This window comes from Croceimicrobium sp., assembly GCF_965228705.1.
Lineage (GTDB): Bacteria > Bacteroidota > Bacteroidia > Flavobacteriales > Schleiferiaceae > Croceimicrobium.
On the sequence record NZ_OZ245832.1, the window covers coordinates 3,624,215 to 3,639,214 of the forward strand.

Sequence of the window (15,000 nt, forward strand, 5' to 3'; positions counted from 1 at the left end):
TTTAGCGGTTTCTCTGATCGGCGCCCGTAGTTCCGAGGATGATGTTTTGATTGGCTCTGCTTCCGAACTCCCTTTCATTGGGATCATTACCCGGATCGATGGTACCTGGACCGCCATAGGCACGGAAGTAAAGCTCCTGCTTCCAGTCGGGACTATTGATTTCGCCAATAGCGGTAGAGTGAATCAATTTGAAGATTTGAGTAGAAGGTTCAAACTCACCAAAGATGAAAATACGGTTGTTTTGAGGTACTGCATAGGCGGTAGTAACATTATCGTATTGCCAAATGATATAGGGGGGCATATTGGGTTCCATGTCTCGTCGCTCTACCTGACTGGGTTCGCCATACATTAACCATACTCGACCGCGATCCGTTTTGTAACCTTTGCTGAGTCCTGAGGTGAATAATTTATTTGCTATCAATACATCTTTATGGTAATCCTCCCAAGCTTCTTTTGGGGCTAAGGGTTTGCGATTCTCCCAAAAGGCGAAGAAGTATTTTTTCATTAATTCTTCATCGGCAGAAGCCAGGAGGTTTTCCTGAATTCTCTGCTCACGCTCGCTTGAAATAGGATAGAGGTAATCCATGAATTTCACGATGGAATCCAGATTTCCTAATCGATCCACCCAAGATCCGCTTACCGTGCGTTCTTCAAAAGAGCCGGCAATAATTTCTCTTTGATCTCCACGACGGTAGAAGAAATTATCCTGCTTGATTATTTGCTCTCCCTTGGCATCGATGGCTTCAATTACCAAAAGGTAATTACCACTGGGCAATTTGCTGATATCGATTTGTCCGAGGATAGGATTTACCACTGCTGCTTTAGCTCTTTGAAAACTGCCAAAATCAGAAAGTACCCGTCCGTCGGATTCATTCTGAAGGTAGTAGCGAATTAAAAAATCCTCGTTGGCACCTAATTTTTGATCGAGATTATAAAGTTCATTGTAAAAGGCCAAGCGATTTAAGCCTTGGGGGATAAATGGGGTTCCAGTGCTAATAATAGGATACATGGCGTAGCCGGAGCGGGTATAGGCCGCTTTACTGTTTTCGCTAGCCGGTTTAAAGTCTTCCAGATATACAACTTGCGAATGATCAGGGAAATTCTTGGTAATGGTTAATTGCAGGGGGCGGTCGATATGATAATCTTCTTCAGGCTCATTTATATCTTGAATGTCCATTTTGAGGCGGTACTTCCCTTTTGCCAGGAAGAAGCGCTTTTGGTGATAAAGAAGCTCTTGTAAATTGGAGGTGTCCTTATAGGCAGGACTTAAGATTCGGAAACGATCGGCACTCACTACCGAATCATTCTTGTAAACGGCGATGGTTACTTCCAGTCCACCAAGAAAACTTCCATTGGCTTGTTTTTGATAATCGAGGCTTTCACTACCAATACCGAAATTAATTTCGATGTAATTCTCACGCTCTCCGGTCATGAATTCATTTAGGGAGATGTAAAGATTGGTGGTTTTAGCCTGTAAAAGGGAGGAAGACAGGAGGATGAGAAGTAGAAAACGCCGCATAAAATTGAGTTTTGACCAATGATCTACGAAGATAGACGTAAAAAGAAGCAAATGGTTGTTTGCTCGGGCTAAAAAAATTTTACATTTGCAGCCCAAATTTCAGAAACCTGGTCAGGCCAGTTTCTAAGGAGAGATGGCAGAGTGGTCGAATGCGGCGGTCTTGAAAACCGTTGAGGGTCACACCTCCGGGGGTTCGAATCCCTCTCTCTCCGCTTAGATACAGTAACAAATTGTATCAAAATGCTCAAAACCAAGGTTTTGGGCATTTTTTTTTGCTCCCACCTTGTATCAAGAAACACCGTTTTGTATCCCTTTTGGGTTGCTTAGCGGCTTGCTTTTTTCCGAAACCCAAAAAAGCAAGCCAGCAATGTTACAAAACGATACATAATGATACGAAAATCAAGTAGTTACAATTCGTTTTTTAGGTCAAAGTTTGGCACTTTTGAAACCGAAATGGAGGGCTTAATGAACATTAAGTCAAATGCAAAACGAAAGGTCAAGCTATTCACTGGTGTACTACATCAGCAGAACGCGTCCCAAGAAAAACGGAGAATGTCCGGTCTACCTCAAGATCAACATTAACGGGGGTAAAGTAAGCTTCCCCATCAAGAGACACGTCCTCCCCGAACAGTGGTCAGCCGACAAAAGCTGTATGAAAGGAAGGTCACAAGATGCCCAGGTATTCAATAAGTACCTTGATGCTATTAGACTCAGGGCTAACAAGTTGTACAACGAGCTACTGGCAAATTATGCGGAGGTAACTGCACCGATGCTAAAAGACGCCATTCTCGGCACCAACTCCGCTCGCCCGAAGACCATTATCACTGTGTGGGATGAGCACGTGGAAAAGCTCAAATCCCTGGTAGGGAAAGAGTGTACTTACCCTACTATGCAGAAGTACCGCACGGCCCGTAATCACTTCCAGGAATTCCTGAAAAAGAAGTATCGGGTGGAAGACGTGAGCATCAAGCGCGTTGATCACGAGATGATCGAAGCTTTTGAGTATTTCCTCAAAACCGAGAAGGGCTGTAACTACAACACCAGTATCAAATTTCTTCAGAATCTCAAGCGCATTACTTCTATCTGTATCAGTAACGGCTGGTTGGTTAAGAATCCCTTCGCGAACAAGAGCCTTTCTTTAAAAGAGGTTGCACGTCCGTATTTGAGCGAAGAGGAACTCAACCGACTCATGGGGCTTAAAATAAAGGTGGAGCGCCTGGGCCGGGTGCGGGATTTTTTCCTGTTTGCTTGCTTTACCGGTCTCTCGTACGCAGATGTTAAGAAACTCAGCCGAGAGGAAATTGAATTCACTGAGGACGGCTACTGGATCAAAACCAGTAGGAGAAAGACTGGAGGTAAGGCCAATATTCCGCTCCTGGAAGTGCCCTGGAAAATCATCATGAAGTACAATCCCTTTTTCGATGAGCTCTTCCCAACAGATAAGGTGCTCCCTATTATGAGTAACCAAAAGCTGAATGCCTACCTGAAGGAATTGGCAGATATGGCCGGCATCACCAAGCAGTTGAGCTTTCATATTGCACGGCACACCTTCGCCACCACGGTAACTATGCTAAATGGTGTGCCGATTGAAAGCGTGAGCAAGATGCTCGGCCATAAGAACATCACCTCTACGCAGCACTATGCGCGTATAATTGACCAGAAGGTATCGGAAGACATGAAGATGCTTTCCAGTCGCTTAGAGCGGAAAATAAACATGAATTGGGCATAATTAAAAAGAGGCCGGTGAGCATACAAGTGCTTACCGGCCATTATTCAATTATGGAAGATACATTTAAGATTAGATCCTACGGATTCCAGGAGTTGGCGACTTTATACCTGCCGAATATTCAGCCTAAGAGTGCGTCTATAAGATTGAGGGTTTGGATAAATAGAAATCCGCAACTTTCAGATCGCCTCGAAAAGTTGGGGCTCTCTAGAGGGTGTCGCTTATTATCGCCAGAAATGGTGCGAGAAATTGTCTCAGTTTTAGGAGAACCCTGTTAAACTAAGATTTGTGTAGCCATCCTCTTGTCGAGGCATGTTTTTTAAGCTTCTTAGCTTTGGTTTTAACTCCATTGGTTGACAAGTCATTGAAGTCTATGCTACAATGGCCGTCAAATGGATCATTATCCTCTTCTGTACTCAGACTTTCAGATTCGCACTCCTCAACTGTTACACTTACCACACCTGAAGACACATATCCCAATTCAGAATAATGAACATGAGAGTCTACTGGAGAGAACTTATTACCGTTGTAAGTGGACAATTTGTTATCATCCTTTGGTGTTGGGGCAAATACCTGTGAAGTAAATACTTGCGTAGAGATAGTATCGCCTTGGACAAAACTAGGGTGTACTTGTCTAAGTAGTTGCGTTTCCTTATCCATCTGAACCTTCAATCATTGCGGATTTGACTAACCTGTTGAATTGAACCCACTCGTCCTTATTGAGTAGGTTCAATTGCAATTCAACTTCCTTGTCATCTGAAAAACTAAGGCTATGAACTTGAGTGGAGAATGAATCATCTATTTCAACCAAAGCGGAAACGTCAAAATTATCATTTGCCCACTCAAACTGAATTCCGCCTTCTGGGGTAGGAAAGGTTTTTGGCAATGGAAGATTGTCGTCAAAATACTCATCAAACAGCTTTGACAGCTCCTCAAGCTTCTTTTTGCTAAAAGATGACCCTTGCCCATCTAACCATCCTTCTTTAAGTAAAGATATTTCTTCTAATCTATATCCAATATCGTCTGAGTAAAGCTCTGTAATCGATTGAGTCTTTTCAATTTTGATAATACTATCAGTTTTACTGAAACGTATTGACCCCTCTAAAAGGATTTTTTGTTTTTGATCTGACTTGAACGATGTAAAGGCATTAATTAATATATCCTCAAGTTCATTAGCATAAAATGACTCTAACCTCTGACCACTAATGAGGTCAATAGTGAAGGTCTGCTTATTTAAATCCATTTCGGAAATCAGTCCTCGCAACCCAATTTCATCTGTATATTCCATGGAATTGGATGAAGCTTGAATTATTCTTTTTCGTGATTCCTTTGTGAACTTTGCTTTTTGAGCTTTATTAGGTCTGAATTCAATGGATTCATCATGACCTAATTTTTTTCCAAGTCTTGAGAATTTTTTCAAGAAATCTTGTGGAGCTAAATCAGTAATTTCTTCCCCATTCTCAGCACCTTGAATAATGTCAATAATACGACCGCTTGCTTCCTTGAAATAATCTAGATTGGGATTAGTTGGGAATAAACCTGAGAGTTGGCATATCAGCACAATTGTAGGAATTGTGCTGCCCTCCTCAATGCTTTCTAATTCAAAAGAGATCCCCTTAGTAAAGTTCTTGGGAATCCTTTCTCTCTCTGAGTTTTTCTCTCTATAAAGGTACTTGGCTAATTCAATCGTCAGCTCTTGAAGTACGGGTAAATCTTCAATAAGGTCTAACGGAAGACGATGATCTTCAAATCGTTTGCCATCATATCGTGGCGAATATATTTCTACCCGTTGGTTATCCATTCTGCTTAAAAGGAGACCGCTAATTTAATTAATAGACCTTGTTGCACAAGGTCAAAAACGTCAAATGGAAACAAACAGATATGTTTACCCTCATAAAGGTATGTTAATTAATCTTCGTTAACCCTAAAGGATCATAGGCTCGCATCTTCGGCCTCACAATCATGTGAAATCATTGAAGATGCAGCACAGCCATAGTCTCTCGTTTGCTACTACCGCTTCCGGCATGCTTGGAGGTCTCTCCAGGGCCATGTCGGAGCAACTTTCCCTCACCACCATCACATTTCCAGGAGTCATTGACGTGGCCGCTTATGCCGTGGTCAGCGCCAGTGTAGGCTATTGCGTAAAATTAACCATGGATCTCATCTCTCAACGATTCCGAAAAGGGAAAGATACAAAGTGAGAAGCATTGTAGCCATAGGATTAATTGGTGGACTTCTCTACTGGGGAAGCCGGGCATTTAGCGCCAAGCGATTGAGTGATAAATCTGTGGTGCGAACCCTGAATCCGCGTATTGCCAAGATCACTTTGGCAGGTGTTACCCTGGCAACGGATATCTACGTTGACAATCCTACGAATGGCAGCGTTCAAATCACTAAGCCCGTTATAACCATTTCTACTGCTGGCAAGTATGTCGCGTCCAGTGTGCCTACCCGCGATCAATACACCATCGCTCCCTTAAAGCAGACTTCCTTGGGTGTTGCCCAAGTGGAAATTCCGTGGAGTGCTCTAACTCCTTATATCTCCAACCTGGTAAGCAGAATTCCCGCCCTGGTTCGGGGAGGAAATACAAGCATTCAATCGCTTAATCTACCACTTGAATACCGCTACTCGGTGTATGTGAACGACATCTTTTACGAATCAAACCCTGAACGCCTGGTATGAGTGCGAGATTTGAAATAGGATCCATTACCAGTGGCTATCGCAGCATTCGCGATGGAAAGAAGTACGACCAATTCTTCTCCAAGCCGGATTCAACGGATCGAATCATCATTGAAGACGGTGAGGTGGAGGATACCGTTGATTTGATGAAACGGGTAGTTTGGCGATACATCGAGGACACCAAGGCTATTGCCGATCACTTAAAAGGTAATTCCAAAACTCAGACTTGCCAGAATATCTGGGATTTCCTCTACCACCATATCCAGTATAAACTGGATAAACGCGGACTCGAACAGTTAAGACGGCCAGCCCGAAGCTGGGCAGATCGCCAGAACGGAATTGACTGTGATTGCTTTTCCATCTTCGCCAGCTCCATTCTGACTAATCTAAAGATCCCTCACGCTTTCCGGATCACAAAATATGGTGGCGACCACTTTCAACATGTGTATGTGGTGGTGCCCAATGGCAGCGAAACTATCATCATTGATCCAGTGCTCTCCCGCTTCAACTACGAAAAACCATTTTCAGAACATAAAGATTTTAATATGAACCTATCCGGTATAGACGTGGCTGTGTTGAGCGGCCATGATGATGAGCTCAGCGATGTACTACTCGGTTTTCCAGACTTCGATGAACTGGGAAATGCCAGCGAGGAACAGCAACTGGATGCCATGTATCGCTACCTGGTTTCAACCCGAAATGCGGTAGCAGCCAATCCTGAACATATTGCCCACATCGAGGATCCCCAGGCATTTATCAAGATGCTGGATTATGCGATCCAGTATTGGTATACCGACAAGCGCGATGAAGCCTTGGAAGTCCTGGCGCAGAATGAGGAAAAGCTCAACCTCAAAAACGGTTTCTCCGGCTACGAGGACGACTGGGATTGGGATGATGATGCATTGGGTGCAGCACGGAGAGGCTTCTTCAAACGCATTGGTGATTTCGCCAAAAAGGTGGGTTCAGGAATCAAGAATGTTGCTCAGAAAGTGGGCAAAGCCATTGTACGATTTAACCCGCTGAGTGTTACCGCCCGCTTGGGTTTCCTGGCCGCCATGAAGCTCAACATTAAGAAGATGGCTTCTAAGCTGAAATGGGCTTATGCCAGCCAGTCACATGCTGCTTCTAAAGGCGTCTCAGCTACCCAGTGGAAGAGAGCCAAAACAGCGCTTTCTCGCATTGAAAACTTGTATGCAGACAAGCTTCAAGGAAAGCGGAGCGCCTTGAAAGATGCTATCCTGAAAGGTAGAGCTGGTGGTTTGAACGGTGAACTGCATCCTGAGGCTTACGACTTAAGTGGATTGGGAGAACCCATTTCCATGACGGCCGCAGTAGCGGCTGCTACTCCCGTGATCATTGCTGCGATAAAGATTTTGAAGGATTCGGGTTTGTTTGCTCCTGGTGAAGACACCTCGACCAACAACCTTAAAGCAGAGGCTGCTGCCGCACAACAGACCTCCAATGTGCCCAGCCAAGTGATCATCCCCACCACTTCACCCAATATGCCAGTTGTCCAGGCTAATGCAGCTTCTTTAGTACCCACTCAAACGAGTGCTACTTCTTCTGGTGGCGTAATGGCCTTCATCAAGAATAACCCTGCCGTTGCGGCTGTGGGAGCTGGAGCTGTGGTCATTGGTGGCTATATGCTTCTCAAGCCAAAAAAGAAACCCTCCCGGGGATTATCGGGAACCCGAAAAACCCCCACAAAAAGAACCTCCACAAAACGCAAAAGCACCATCAAAAAAGTAACGCTTAAATAAACATCTCATGAGAAGAAAGAAAGTGTCCAATAAGGCCATGTTGGGCGAATTGCGCTCCCTGGCTATGATCAGTGGAGGAATGGTACTCGGTACCATGGGAGGTAAAGCCATCGACAACGTGTTGAAGGTGGATGATAGCCTTCCCGGATTCCAGGCTAAAAAGTTCGTACGTCCGGCAGCCTTGCTTGGCGCAGGCGTACTCGGAAGTCTAAAACTTAAAAATTCAGACCTCAAGATGCTATCTGCCGGTGTGGGTGCATCGGGAGTAGTTTCTACCGTAAAAGTGGTTCTGAAAAAAGACCTGCTGAGCGGATTGGACGGGATGCCTGGCATGGCCTCACCGATGACCGTGTACCAGGATCCTGTAGTCCACTCCATCGAATCCTATGAACCCAGCCTTCCAGCGCTTTCAGCCGGTGGCTATGAGGTGGAAGAGCAATCCATAAAATCATACAGCCCTGGCGAGGTTGTAAGCGATTATCAAGATGCCGAAATCGAAATCATTTAAAACAACGAACCATTATGATGACATTAGGAGAAATCACTCAAAGCGAGTTTACACTTCTTGGCGCTATCAGTGACGAGGAATTGCTTATGGCCCTGGAAGGCGCTACTCCACAGGCGAAGAAGAAATTCACAAAGGCTATTCGCCAGTTTGCCCGCAGCCGAAATCTGGCTCCAAGCAAGGGCTCCCGTGGAGAATTGGAAAAACGCCTGCACCTCTTGCCACGCGACATTCAGGAAGGATTAGCGCGCAAGACCTTGCAAGCTGTTGATGCCGCTTACTACGTGGTAAAAGATGTTTCCGGATCGCGTGTACAGAAACTTCTGAAGGATGATGACAACAAGGTGGTCGGTCTGTCCAACATATCTTCTGCCAAGCTGGAGAAAGGCAATTTCTTCATGCTCCATGGCCTTACCCTTCTCTCCGGTGTAGCTGGAGCTGAAGACACTGTTCACGATGTGAACTTCGGTGTGATCCCGGATTACTTGCGCAATGGTGAGTTTGAGTTCATTGCCAACGGCACGAACTTGATCCAGAACGCTTCCAACGAGCTTTTTAATACCACAGGCCAGACCATTCCAATTGGTCACTACCGCCTGGACAATCCTAAGCTCATCAAGGATCAGCAAACCATTGAGTTCAACCTGGAATGGGGTTCTAATGCACCGGCTAAGACTTTTGTGAAAGCGATTTTGCGCGGAACCATAATTGTCAAAGCCTAAGCTTAGAGAGCCATGAAAGACCACAAGTTCCAGATGATACGAATTGGGGTGCCCCAACCAGGAGCGACCGTACGCTTTACCGGTGAAACGGATAAATCCTACGCACGTATCCGGGGCATTTTCGTGGCCTTACCTGATCCCAAAATAGAGTATGGTGCAACCCTGAGCCTGAAGGTTGGAGGGCAGGACGTTTTTGATGACGATCACGATGTACGTCTTATTACCTGCGGGCAAGGAGTTGCCCCTAATGACAAGTTCTTCTTTTTTGAAGAAAAACTGGAGGCCGGGGGGAATGCATTTGAAGGTCGCTATCACGATCCTATCGTAGAGAACTTGGCCTATCCCTACGAGGTAAAGGTGTTTTTATGGTTAGCGAATCAGGAAGGATGAAGGGCATTGTAAGGCTTAATAGAAGCATTCAGGTATTCCGCCCACAGCAGGTGGTACCCTTGGATTTTCGCCTTTCAGGTGATGCAGATGAATGTTTTGGCGTTCAGGCAATAGTGGTAGGGCGAATCCCTACGGATAGACCGGTAATCCCCGTCTTTGGTGAATATTCACTTGAGTTTGAGGGCAAGAAAATCCATCCGGTCAACTTTACGGTGCCTTTGATCAGCCAGGAACATTTCAGCGATCAGACGCATCATCGCCCTTTACTTCTTCCCTTATTCGTCAAGAACCTTGAGAATCGCATGGTAACAGGCTTTTACCGTGACCTCGGTATGCAAGCTATCCGAAGGGAAGGTTTGGAATTCATTCCCTACAAAGTCCGGTTCACCTTTCACTGTTACAAAGCATGATCTCTTTAGAAGCCGTAGGATATGTGGAGCGCCTTTTGGCGACAAGGCAAGTGAAAGATTTCTACCTGGATGTTTTCACCCTGGTATTGGATCCAGCTCAAAAGGATTGCTACTCCGATGCCAATCGCGGGTACTTCTACCTGCTTACCCACGAATTGCCTCAGGGTACGACCATAGCCAGCGAAACTTCCATTTTGCAAATCGATGAAAGCTGGACAAGCCGTGGCATTACCAAGATCCAGGAGTTCGGTGGGCAATTGGTCGTTCACCTGCCAGCCCCAGGAGCCATTTCACAAGTGGAATTCATTAGAGCCATTCCCAGAGCATGAGTGAACTAGAAAAAAACAGACGCTACAATATCGCCTCCACAATCCGTAAGGCGATTTCTGCCCAGCGTACACTGGGGCATCAGGAAATCATGTGTTCGGCCTATCTCTCCAAGCGGGGAAAAAAGCTCAACAGCATTGACCGGTCCACTTCCAAGAATTTCACCCGGCTGATGCACCAGTATATCCAGTCCGAAGTGCCGGATAAACTGCGCGTGGAGCTAAGGGGGGATGATGATGTGCTCCTTTGGACGAAAACATTCTCCTTCGACATTGATCCGGCACCAATCGTTAATACCCAGACTGATTTCCAGGGGCTGGGAGAAGCCGAGGTAAACGATCTGTTAAACCAGAAAATTGCTGAGCTCAGACGCACCGAAGAGCTTGAAGAACTTAGAAGTGACAACGAGCAACTTTCCCATGAGAACGATCAGCTGAAGAAGCAGCTGGAGGAAATGGAGGAAGCCGTTGAAGCCAAAAAGAAGGTGGAATACTACGCCAATATTCTGGGCCTGGCATTCCCTGGATTGGCGAAAATGCTCAGCGCGACTCCACTTGGAAATACTCTGGGAGCATTAGCCGGAATTGAAGACACTTCCACCGTAACCGAAGAAACTGAAAAGACCCAACGGGAAACCATCATTGAGCTGGTGAGTGAATTCATGCAATCTCTTGATGACGCCCTCCTTGGTCAACTCTACCTGGTATTTATCGAATTGAGCAACAATCCGTCCTTGATCGGAGGATTGCTTGCTAAGCTCACCCAACAAAACGAACAAGCATCATGACCTATCAAAAGACCATTCTCATCAAAGCAAAATCCGATGCAGAAGCTCAGGAAATAGCTACTGCCATGAGCAGTATGTCCGGCCACTTCACGGCCAAGGAATGGACATCCATTGGAAAGAAACTGGCCAGCAAAGTGATTCAAATGCGCATTCGGTTGATGATCTGATGATTCCTGAGCTTCCCATATCAAAAGACAGGCAGCAGAAGATTCTTCGCGGGCTGATGATTGCCGGTGGGCTCTACCTGGGGTACCGGGTAACCAGCAAGGCCATCAGGAATATGCGTTCCAGAAACACTTCGGTGTTGGCCGATCAAAGTCCAGAGGTGCGCCAGGCCATGGGACTACGTTCGGCTATGAACCCAAGTGGGGTTTCCTGGCTGATGTGGAGCGATGGTACCAAAGAAGATGCTATTGCCCAGATAGCCTCTCAGATTACGAACCTGGATGCAGTGGCTACTGCCTATCGCAACTTGTATGGTAGGGAACTGATGCAAGACCTTCAAGGGGAATTATCCACCGACAAGTTCAACTCCTTTTTGCAGACGATCTCCAACAACCGGATTAACAGGAACAACGGTTCAGGATCGTCAACCGGCAGCGGAAATGGCCCCGGTGGTGCCTATACTGCTCCCCAGCGAATGATTGTGGCCAAGCGAAGTGTGTATGTACGTACGTCTCCGGACGCCTCCTACCATGGATCCTGGTATGAGGTGGGTGAAAACAAAAACATTTACAAGACGGCCAGTGCGGGTGAGTTCATCGGCTATGCAACCGGCAAGCAGCATTTCGACAGCAAGAACAGCGTGAAGTTTATAGAAGTGGCCTTCCGTGTGGGCGCGGGAGCACCTGGAGCACTGGCTTCCAAGGTGGGACAATCCATGCTCCTATGGGTAAGTTCCTCAAGTAACTACATCGCCCAATTCACTTCTGAATCGTCCTTGGCTCAGGCCTATCCCAATGCTCGCGCCCAGCTTAATTATATGCTTCCCATTCCCGGCCTCGGTTGGTTGTCAGCTCCCGGATCACGAATTATCACTACCCAAACGGCTATGGTTTTGGGTGAAAAATTTGAGCCTGTTTCCCAGGTGCCTGGTGATGTTCTTTTGGGCTATCCGGTCATGAGCCTGGATGGAAACGCCATGCATTACACATTGGTCAGAACCCTGGATGGCACTGACCGCTGGATCAATTCTAATCATGTAAGAACTGAATAATGGATAAAGAAACCTTTGTAAGAACCTACCTGCCTTTGGCACAAAAAGCAGGAGAACGTTTTGGAATGAACCCGTCCGTCATTCTTGCCCAAGCTGCCATTGAAAGTGGCTGGGGATCGAGCTATGGAGCCCGTGTACGCAAGAACTTTTTTGGCATAACCGCAGCGGGTTCGCCCAATGAATTTTGGGATGGTAGCTACACCGTGGCCAACAATCAATATCGATTGAAATTCCGCGTGTATAAAACTGCCCAGGATAGCTTCTATGACTTTGCACGTTTGATCTCCAGCAGGTACAAAACGGCCCATTCGGTTAGCAATGACTCTACGGCTTATGCCCGGGCCATCGCTTACAGTCCGTACATCAGCGAGAGCAATGGCGACAACCGCGAGGTGTACCGCAAGGGGATCATTAGCACCTTCAACAGTATTTCATCGATCATAAAAAAAAAGGATTTGAGCTTATCCGATCTTCAGGAGGGCAAGCCTTCGGGGCACTGCTCATCTCAGGACTGATTGCCTGGATCTGGATCAGTAAAAGCACGAAATAGATATGGCCTTTAGCTTAAAAGAATTGCGAACGGGACAAACCAAGACTTTCACCTTGAAAGAGGTGCTCAAGTTCCTTGGTGATGCCGTCAATGACGAGATCCTCATTGGCGAGCAGGTTTACCGTATTTCTTCTTGTCAGGAACTAGGTGGTGACGGTACACCGGCTAGGGTCAATATCGATTGGGTTACCCTGGAACTAGTCATTGAGAGCAATGGAGAAAATACCTTTTTCTTTTCGGAAACCATTGTCGATACCGATTCAATTTTCCTCACCGTCAATAATGTGGTTTACCAATATGGAGTGAGTTTCGACTACCACATACAAGACGACCGCCTGTATTGGCACGGCCCCTTTGAATTAGAGAGGTCTGATCGAGTGATCTTAAAATATCCATCAACAACTTTCTAACCCAAATAATAAAGTAACATGAGCGAGTTTATCAAACAGAAACAGATTCAAAACCTAACTACCGACTTGGCTGCCAAAGCCCTGGATTCACAGGTAGTAAAGAAAGCCAACAACCTTTCGGATGTAAACGCGGCTTCAGCCCGTACCAACCTGGAGGTCTATTCCAAGACCGAAGTCCAAAACATGATCTCCGGTGCCGACAATGGTTTTAACGTGGCTACCATTGCTGATCGCGATGCTTTGACCGGATTGAATGTATCTGACCGCGTTTTTGTCTCCAATGATGGTGACGAAAAATGGGGAATGTACATTGTTACTGGAGTAACCGATGGCAATGGATCAACCTCCACTTTTGAAAAGGTAGCCGATGAGGATGCTTTTAGCAACGCCCTGACTAAAGAGGCCATCAAAAGCTCCTATGAGAGCAATGCCAATACCAATGCCTTTACGGATGCAGAGAAAACCAAGATTGGCCACATCTCGGTAACTCAGGCGGTGAACCTGGATAACATCGAATCGGGTTTGGCTTCCACAACCACCACGGCCAACAACGCCCTTTCCACAGCAAACTCGGCCAGTACTGCTGCAACGAATGCACAGAATACTGCCAACAGTGCGAGCACAGCGGCAGCAAATGCCCAGACTGCTGCGGATGAGGCTCAGTTCGATGCCAATGCAGCACAAAGCACGGCAAACTCTGCGCTCAATACTGCCAACAGTAAACAAGATATTTTCAATGAAACACGTGAGGATTTCACCGGAAGAAACGGAGAAGCTGGGGTTCCGGTATCGCTTACTCTGGAGAATGAAGTGGCGGCAGGGTTTGAGCCACTGGTTTACTTCAACGGCCTCCTGGTCAAAACCGTGACTTACTCTCCCGGATCACCGGAAATATCCTACACGGTTCCTTACGTCACTGAAACCTCAGACACTGTCTCAGTTGCCTACGCTTACAGATAATGGATCGCATTAAAGTAAAACAGGTGGAGGGTGCTATGGACTTGAGTTCCGGTCAACAAGTGACCGGGACCAAGTCCTTTAGCGCACCGCAACAATTTACCGGTGGGGAAACCATCATGGTAGCCTACCAGGATGCGCTGTATTGGTGCCAGCGCGAGAAGGTTTTGGAAGATGCCGGCAACTCACGGCTCAAAATACAGGAAGGCACATTAATCATTGAAGTTTTTAACGGAGATACGTGGGAAAGAGCATGATCAGCAAAAGCAAAAGATTGACTATCACCTGGGTGGCTTTAATTTTTTTGATCAGCACCACCTATATCGCCATACATAGCGACCTTGAAACGGTGGCCACTACCTGTATTGCCGGGGTGATGACCATACTATCCACCTACATCTGGGCAGAAACCAAACGACCAACATCAGGCAAAGAATGATGAATGTAAAGACCATATTCACCTTGGTTGCTGGCCTCGTGTTATCGCTAGGACTTTGCTGGTATTTATTAGATGCCTGGAAGGAAGCCAATCACTCCTACAAAAGGGTTTTGGGTGCCAATGAAGCACTGCAAGAAGACTTGGTTCAGTTCAAAACCGAAAATGGGCAGTTGGCCGCACAAAACAGAGCACTCCAGCTAAAGAGCAAGGAGCTTTCGTATTTGCTGCCTCAAATGGCCTCAGAGATCAAGCAATTGGGAGTAAAGCTTTCAAGAGCTGAATCGGTGAGCGCTACCGGGTTCGAGATCTCTACTCCGGCTACTGTAGTACTTCGGGACTCACTTATCTACGATACCCTTGCCGTGAAGATTTTCGACTACGAGGACGGCTTTTTTGACATCCGGGGAACAGCCATTGGCAACCGGCAGCAGTTAAACCTGGCCTACCGGGATACCCTGGTGCAAGTTGTTTACCGTGGTGAGCGGGAAAAACCCTGGCTGTGGATTTTCTCTCCACGAAAGCTTATGCAGCGCGTGAGTTTGAAGAACCCTAACGCACAAATTGAATATACCCAACACATTGAAATTGAAGATTGAATCCGC

General features: G+C 46.4%; 21 protein-coding genes and 1 tRNA gene. 19 read left to right on the forward strand and 3 right to left on the reverse strand.

The features are described 5' to 3' along the window. Position 1 precedes the first annotated feature (1 nt). On the reverse strand, positions 2-1,519 hold the full coding sequence (locus ACO05P_RS16185) for a GWxTD domain-containing protein (protein WP_421752488.1): 1,518 nt from the start codon (positions 1,517-1,519) through the stop codon (positions 2-4). 127 nt (positions 1,520-1,646) lie between these two features. On the opposite strand from ACO05P_RS16185, the gene ACO05P_RS16190 reads away from it, so the two are divergent. From ACO05P_RS16190 to ACO05P_RS16200, 3 genes are all read left to right on the forward strand, one after another. Further along, positions 1,647-1,731: transfer RNA gene (locus tag ACO05P_RS16190), tRNA-Ser, on the forward strand. Between the two features lie 269 nt (positions 1,732-2,000). Further along, positions 2,001-3,248, forward strand: a complete 1,248-nt coding sequence (locus ACO05P_RS16195) for a site-specific integrase (protein ID WP_421752490.1) — start codon at positions 2,001-2,003, stop codon at positions 3,246-3,248. A gap of 50 nt (positions 3,249-3,298) precedes the next feature. Further along, positions 3,299-3,523 (forward strand): DUF4248 domain-containing protein, encoded by a 225-nt coding sequence (locus ACO05P_RS16200; RefSeq protein WP_421754922.1) that lies wholly within the window; start codon positions 3,299-3,301, stop codon positions 3,521-3,523. Position 3,524: 1 nt separating this feature from the next. On the opposite strand, the gene ACO05P_RS16205 is transcribed toward ACO05P_RS16200, so the two are convergent. Together ACO05P_RS16205 and ACO05P_RS16210 are read right to left on the reverse strand one after the other, a co-directional pair. Continuing rightward, positions 3,525-3,905, reverse strand: coding sequence for a hypothetical protein (locus tag ACO05P_RS16205; RefSeq protein ID WP_421752492.1), 381 nt, complete (start codon positions 3,903-3,905; stop codon positions 3,525-3,527). Continuing rightward, complete coding sequence (locus ACO05P_RS16210; RefSeq protein WP_421752494.1) at positions 3,898-5,046, reverse strand: hypothetical protein; 1,149 nt, start codon at positions 5,044-5,046, stop codon at positions 3,898-3,900. Before ACO05P_RS16210 ends, ACO05P_RS16205 begins: the two co-directional genes overlap by 8 nt. Positions 5,047-5,442: 396 nt before the next feature. On the opposite strand from ACO05P_RS16210, the gene ACO05P_RS16215 reads away from it, so the two are divergent. The 16 genes from ACO05P_RS16215 to ACO05P_RS16290 are packed head-to-tail and all read left to right on the forward strand — an operon-like array spanning position 5,443 to position 14,994. Further along, positions 5,443-5,928 carry a hypothetical protein gene (locus tag ACO05P_RS16215; RefSeq protein WP_421752496.1) on the forward strand — a complete coding sequence of 162 codons (486 nt, stop codon included), beginning with the start codon at positions 5,443-5,445 and terminating at the stop codon, positions 5,926-5,928. Next, on the forward strand, positions 5,925-7,685 hold the full coding sequence (locus ACO05P_RS16220) for a hypothetical protein (protein WP_421752498.1): 1,761 nt from the start codon (positions 5,925-5,927) through the stop codon (positions 7,683-7,685). The genes ACO05P_RS16215 and ACO05P_RS16220 overlap by 4 nt, the downstream gene beginning before the upstream one ends. A gap of 7 nt (positions 7,686-7,692) precedes the next feature. Continuing rightward, the gene (locus ACO05P_RS16225) at positions 7,693-8,193 is read left to right on the forward strand and encodes a hypothetical protein (protein WP_421752500.1); all 501 of its coding nucleotides are present in this window, start codon (positions 7,693-7,695) and stop codon (positions 8,191-8,193) included. Between the two features lie 14 nt (positions 8,194-8,207). Beyond that, entirely contained in the window at positions 8,208-8,912 is a 705-nt protein-coding gene (locus tag ACO05P_RS16230) for a hypothetical protein (protein WP_421752501.1), read from the forward strand. Between the two features lie 12 nt (positions 8,913-8,924). Continuing rightward, entirely contained in the window at positions 8,925-9,302 is a 378-nt protein-coding gene (locus ACO05P_RS16235) for a hypothetical protein (RefSeq protein ID WP_421752503.1), read from the forward strand. Next, a complete protein-coding gene (locus tag ACO05P_RS16240; protein WP_421752505.1) occupies positions 9,299-9,712 on the forward strand; it encodes a hypothetical protein in 414 nt (137 codons plus the stop codon). Before ACO05P_RS16235 ends, ACO05P_RS16240 begins: the two co-directional genes overlap by 4 nt. Next, positions 9,709-10,041, forward strand: a complete 333-nt coding sequence (locus ACO05P_RS16245) for a hypothetical protein (RefSeq protein ID WP_421752507.1) — start codon at positions 9,709-9,711, stop codon at positions 10,039-10,041. Before ACO05P_RS16240 ends, ACO05P_RS16245 begins: the two co-directional genes overlap by 4 nt. Continuing rightward, the gene (locus tag ACO05P_RS16250; protein ID WP_421752508.1) at positions 10,038-10,826 is read left to right on the forward strand and encodes a hypothetical protein; all 789 of its coding nucleotides are present in this window, start codon (positions 10,038-10,040) and stop codon (positions 10,824-10,826) included. Before ACO05P_RS16245 ends, ACO05P_RS16250 begins: the two co-directional genes overlap by 4 nt. Next, positions 10,823-10,993, forward strand: a complete 171-nt coding sequence (locus ACO05P_RS16255; protein WP_421752510.1) for a hypothetical protein — start codon at positions 10,823-10,825, stop codon at positions 10,991-10,993. Before ACO05P_RS16250 ends, ACO05P_RS16255 begins: the two co-directional genes overlap by 4 nt. Further along, on the forward strand, positions 10,927-12,042 hold the full coding sequence (locus ACO05P_RS16260; RefSeq protein ID WP_421752512.1) for a hypothetical protein: 1,116 nt from the start codon (positions 10,927-10,929) through the stop codon (positions 12,040-12,042). The genes ACO05P_RS16255 and ACO05P_RS16260 overlap by 67 nt, the downstream gene beginning before the upstream one ends. Then, positions 12,042-12,557 carry a glucosaminidase domain-containing protein gene (locus tag ACO05P_RS16265; protein WP_421752514.1) on the forward strand — a complete coding sequence of 172 codons (516 nt, stop codon included), beginning with the start codon at positions 12,042-12,044 and terminating at the stop codon, positions 12,555-12,557. Before ACO05P_RS16260 ends, ACO05P_RS16265 begins: the two co-directional genes overlap by 1 nt. A 58-nt stretch (positions 12,558-12,615) precedes the next feature. After that, positions 12,616-13,002 (forward strand): hypothetical protein, encoded by a 387-nt coding sequence (locus tag ACO05P_RS16270; RefSeq protein ID WP_421752516.1) that lies wholly within the window; start codon positions 12,616-12,618, stop codon positions 13,000-13,002. 18 nt (positions 13,003-13,020) lie between these two features. Then, positions 13,021-13,962, forward strand: coding sequence for a hypothetical protein (locus ACO05P_RS16275; RefSeq protein ID WP_421752518.1), 942 nt, complete (start codon positions 13,021-13,023; stop codon positions 13,960-13,962). Further along, positions 13,962-14,216 (forward strand): hypothetical protein, encoded by a 255-nt coding sequence (locus ACO05P_RS16280; protein WP_210757715.1) that lies wholly within the window; start codon positions 13,962-13,964, stop codon positions 14,214-14,216. The genes ACO05P_RS16275 and ACO05P_RS16280 overlap by 1 nt, the downstream gene beginning before the upstream one ends. Before the next feature lie 17 nt (positions 14,217-14,233). Further along, complete coding sequence (locus ACO05P_RS16285) at positions 14,234-14,398, forward strand: hypothetical protein (RefSeq protein ID WP_210757716.1); 165 nt, start codon at positions 14,234-14,236, stop codon at positions 14,396-14,398. Further along, complete coding sequence (locus ACO05P_RS16290; RefSeq protein WP_210757717.1) at positions 14,395-14,994, forward strand: DUF6549 family protein; 600 nt, start codon at positions 14,395-14,397, stop codon at positions 14,992-14,994. The genes ACO05P_RS16285 and ACO05P_RS16290 overlap by 4 nt, the downstream gene beginning before the upstream one ends. Positions 14,995-15,000: the final 6 nt, after the last annotated feature.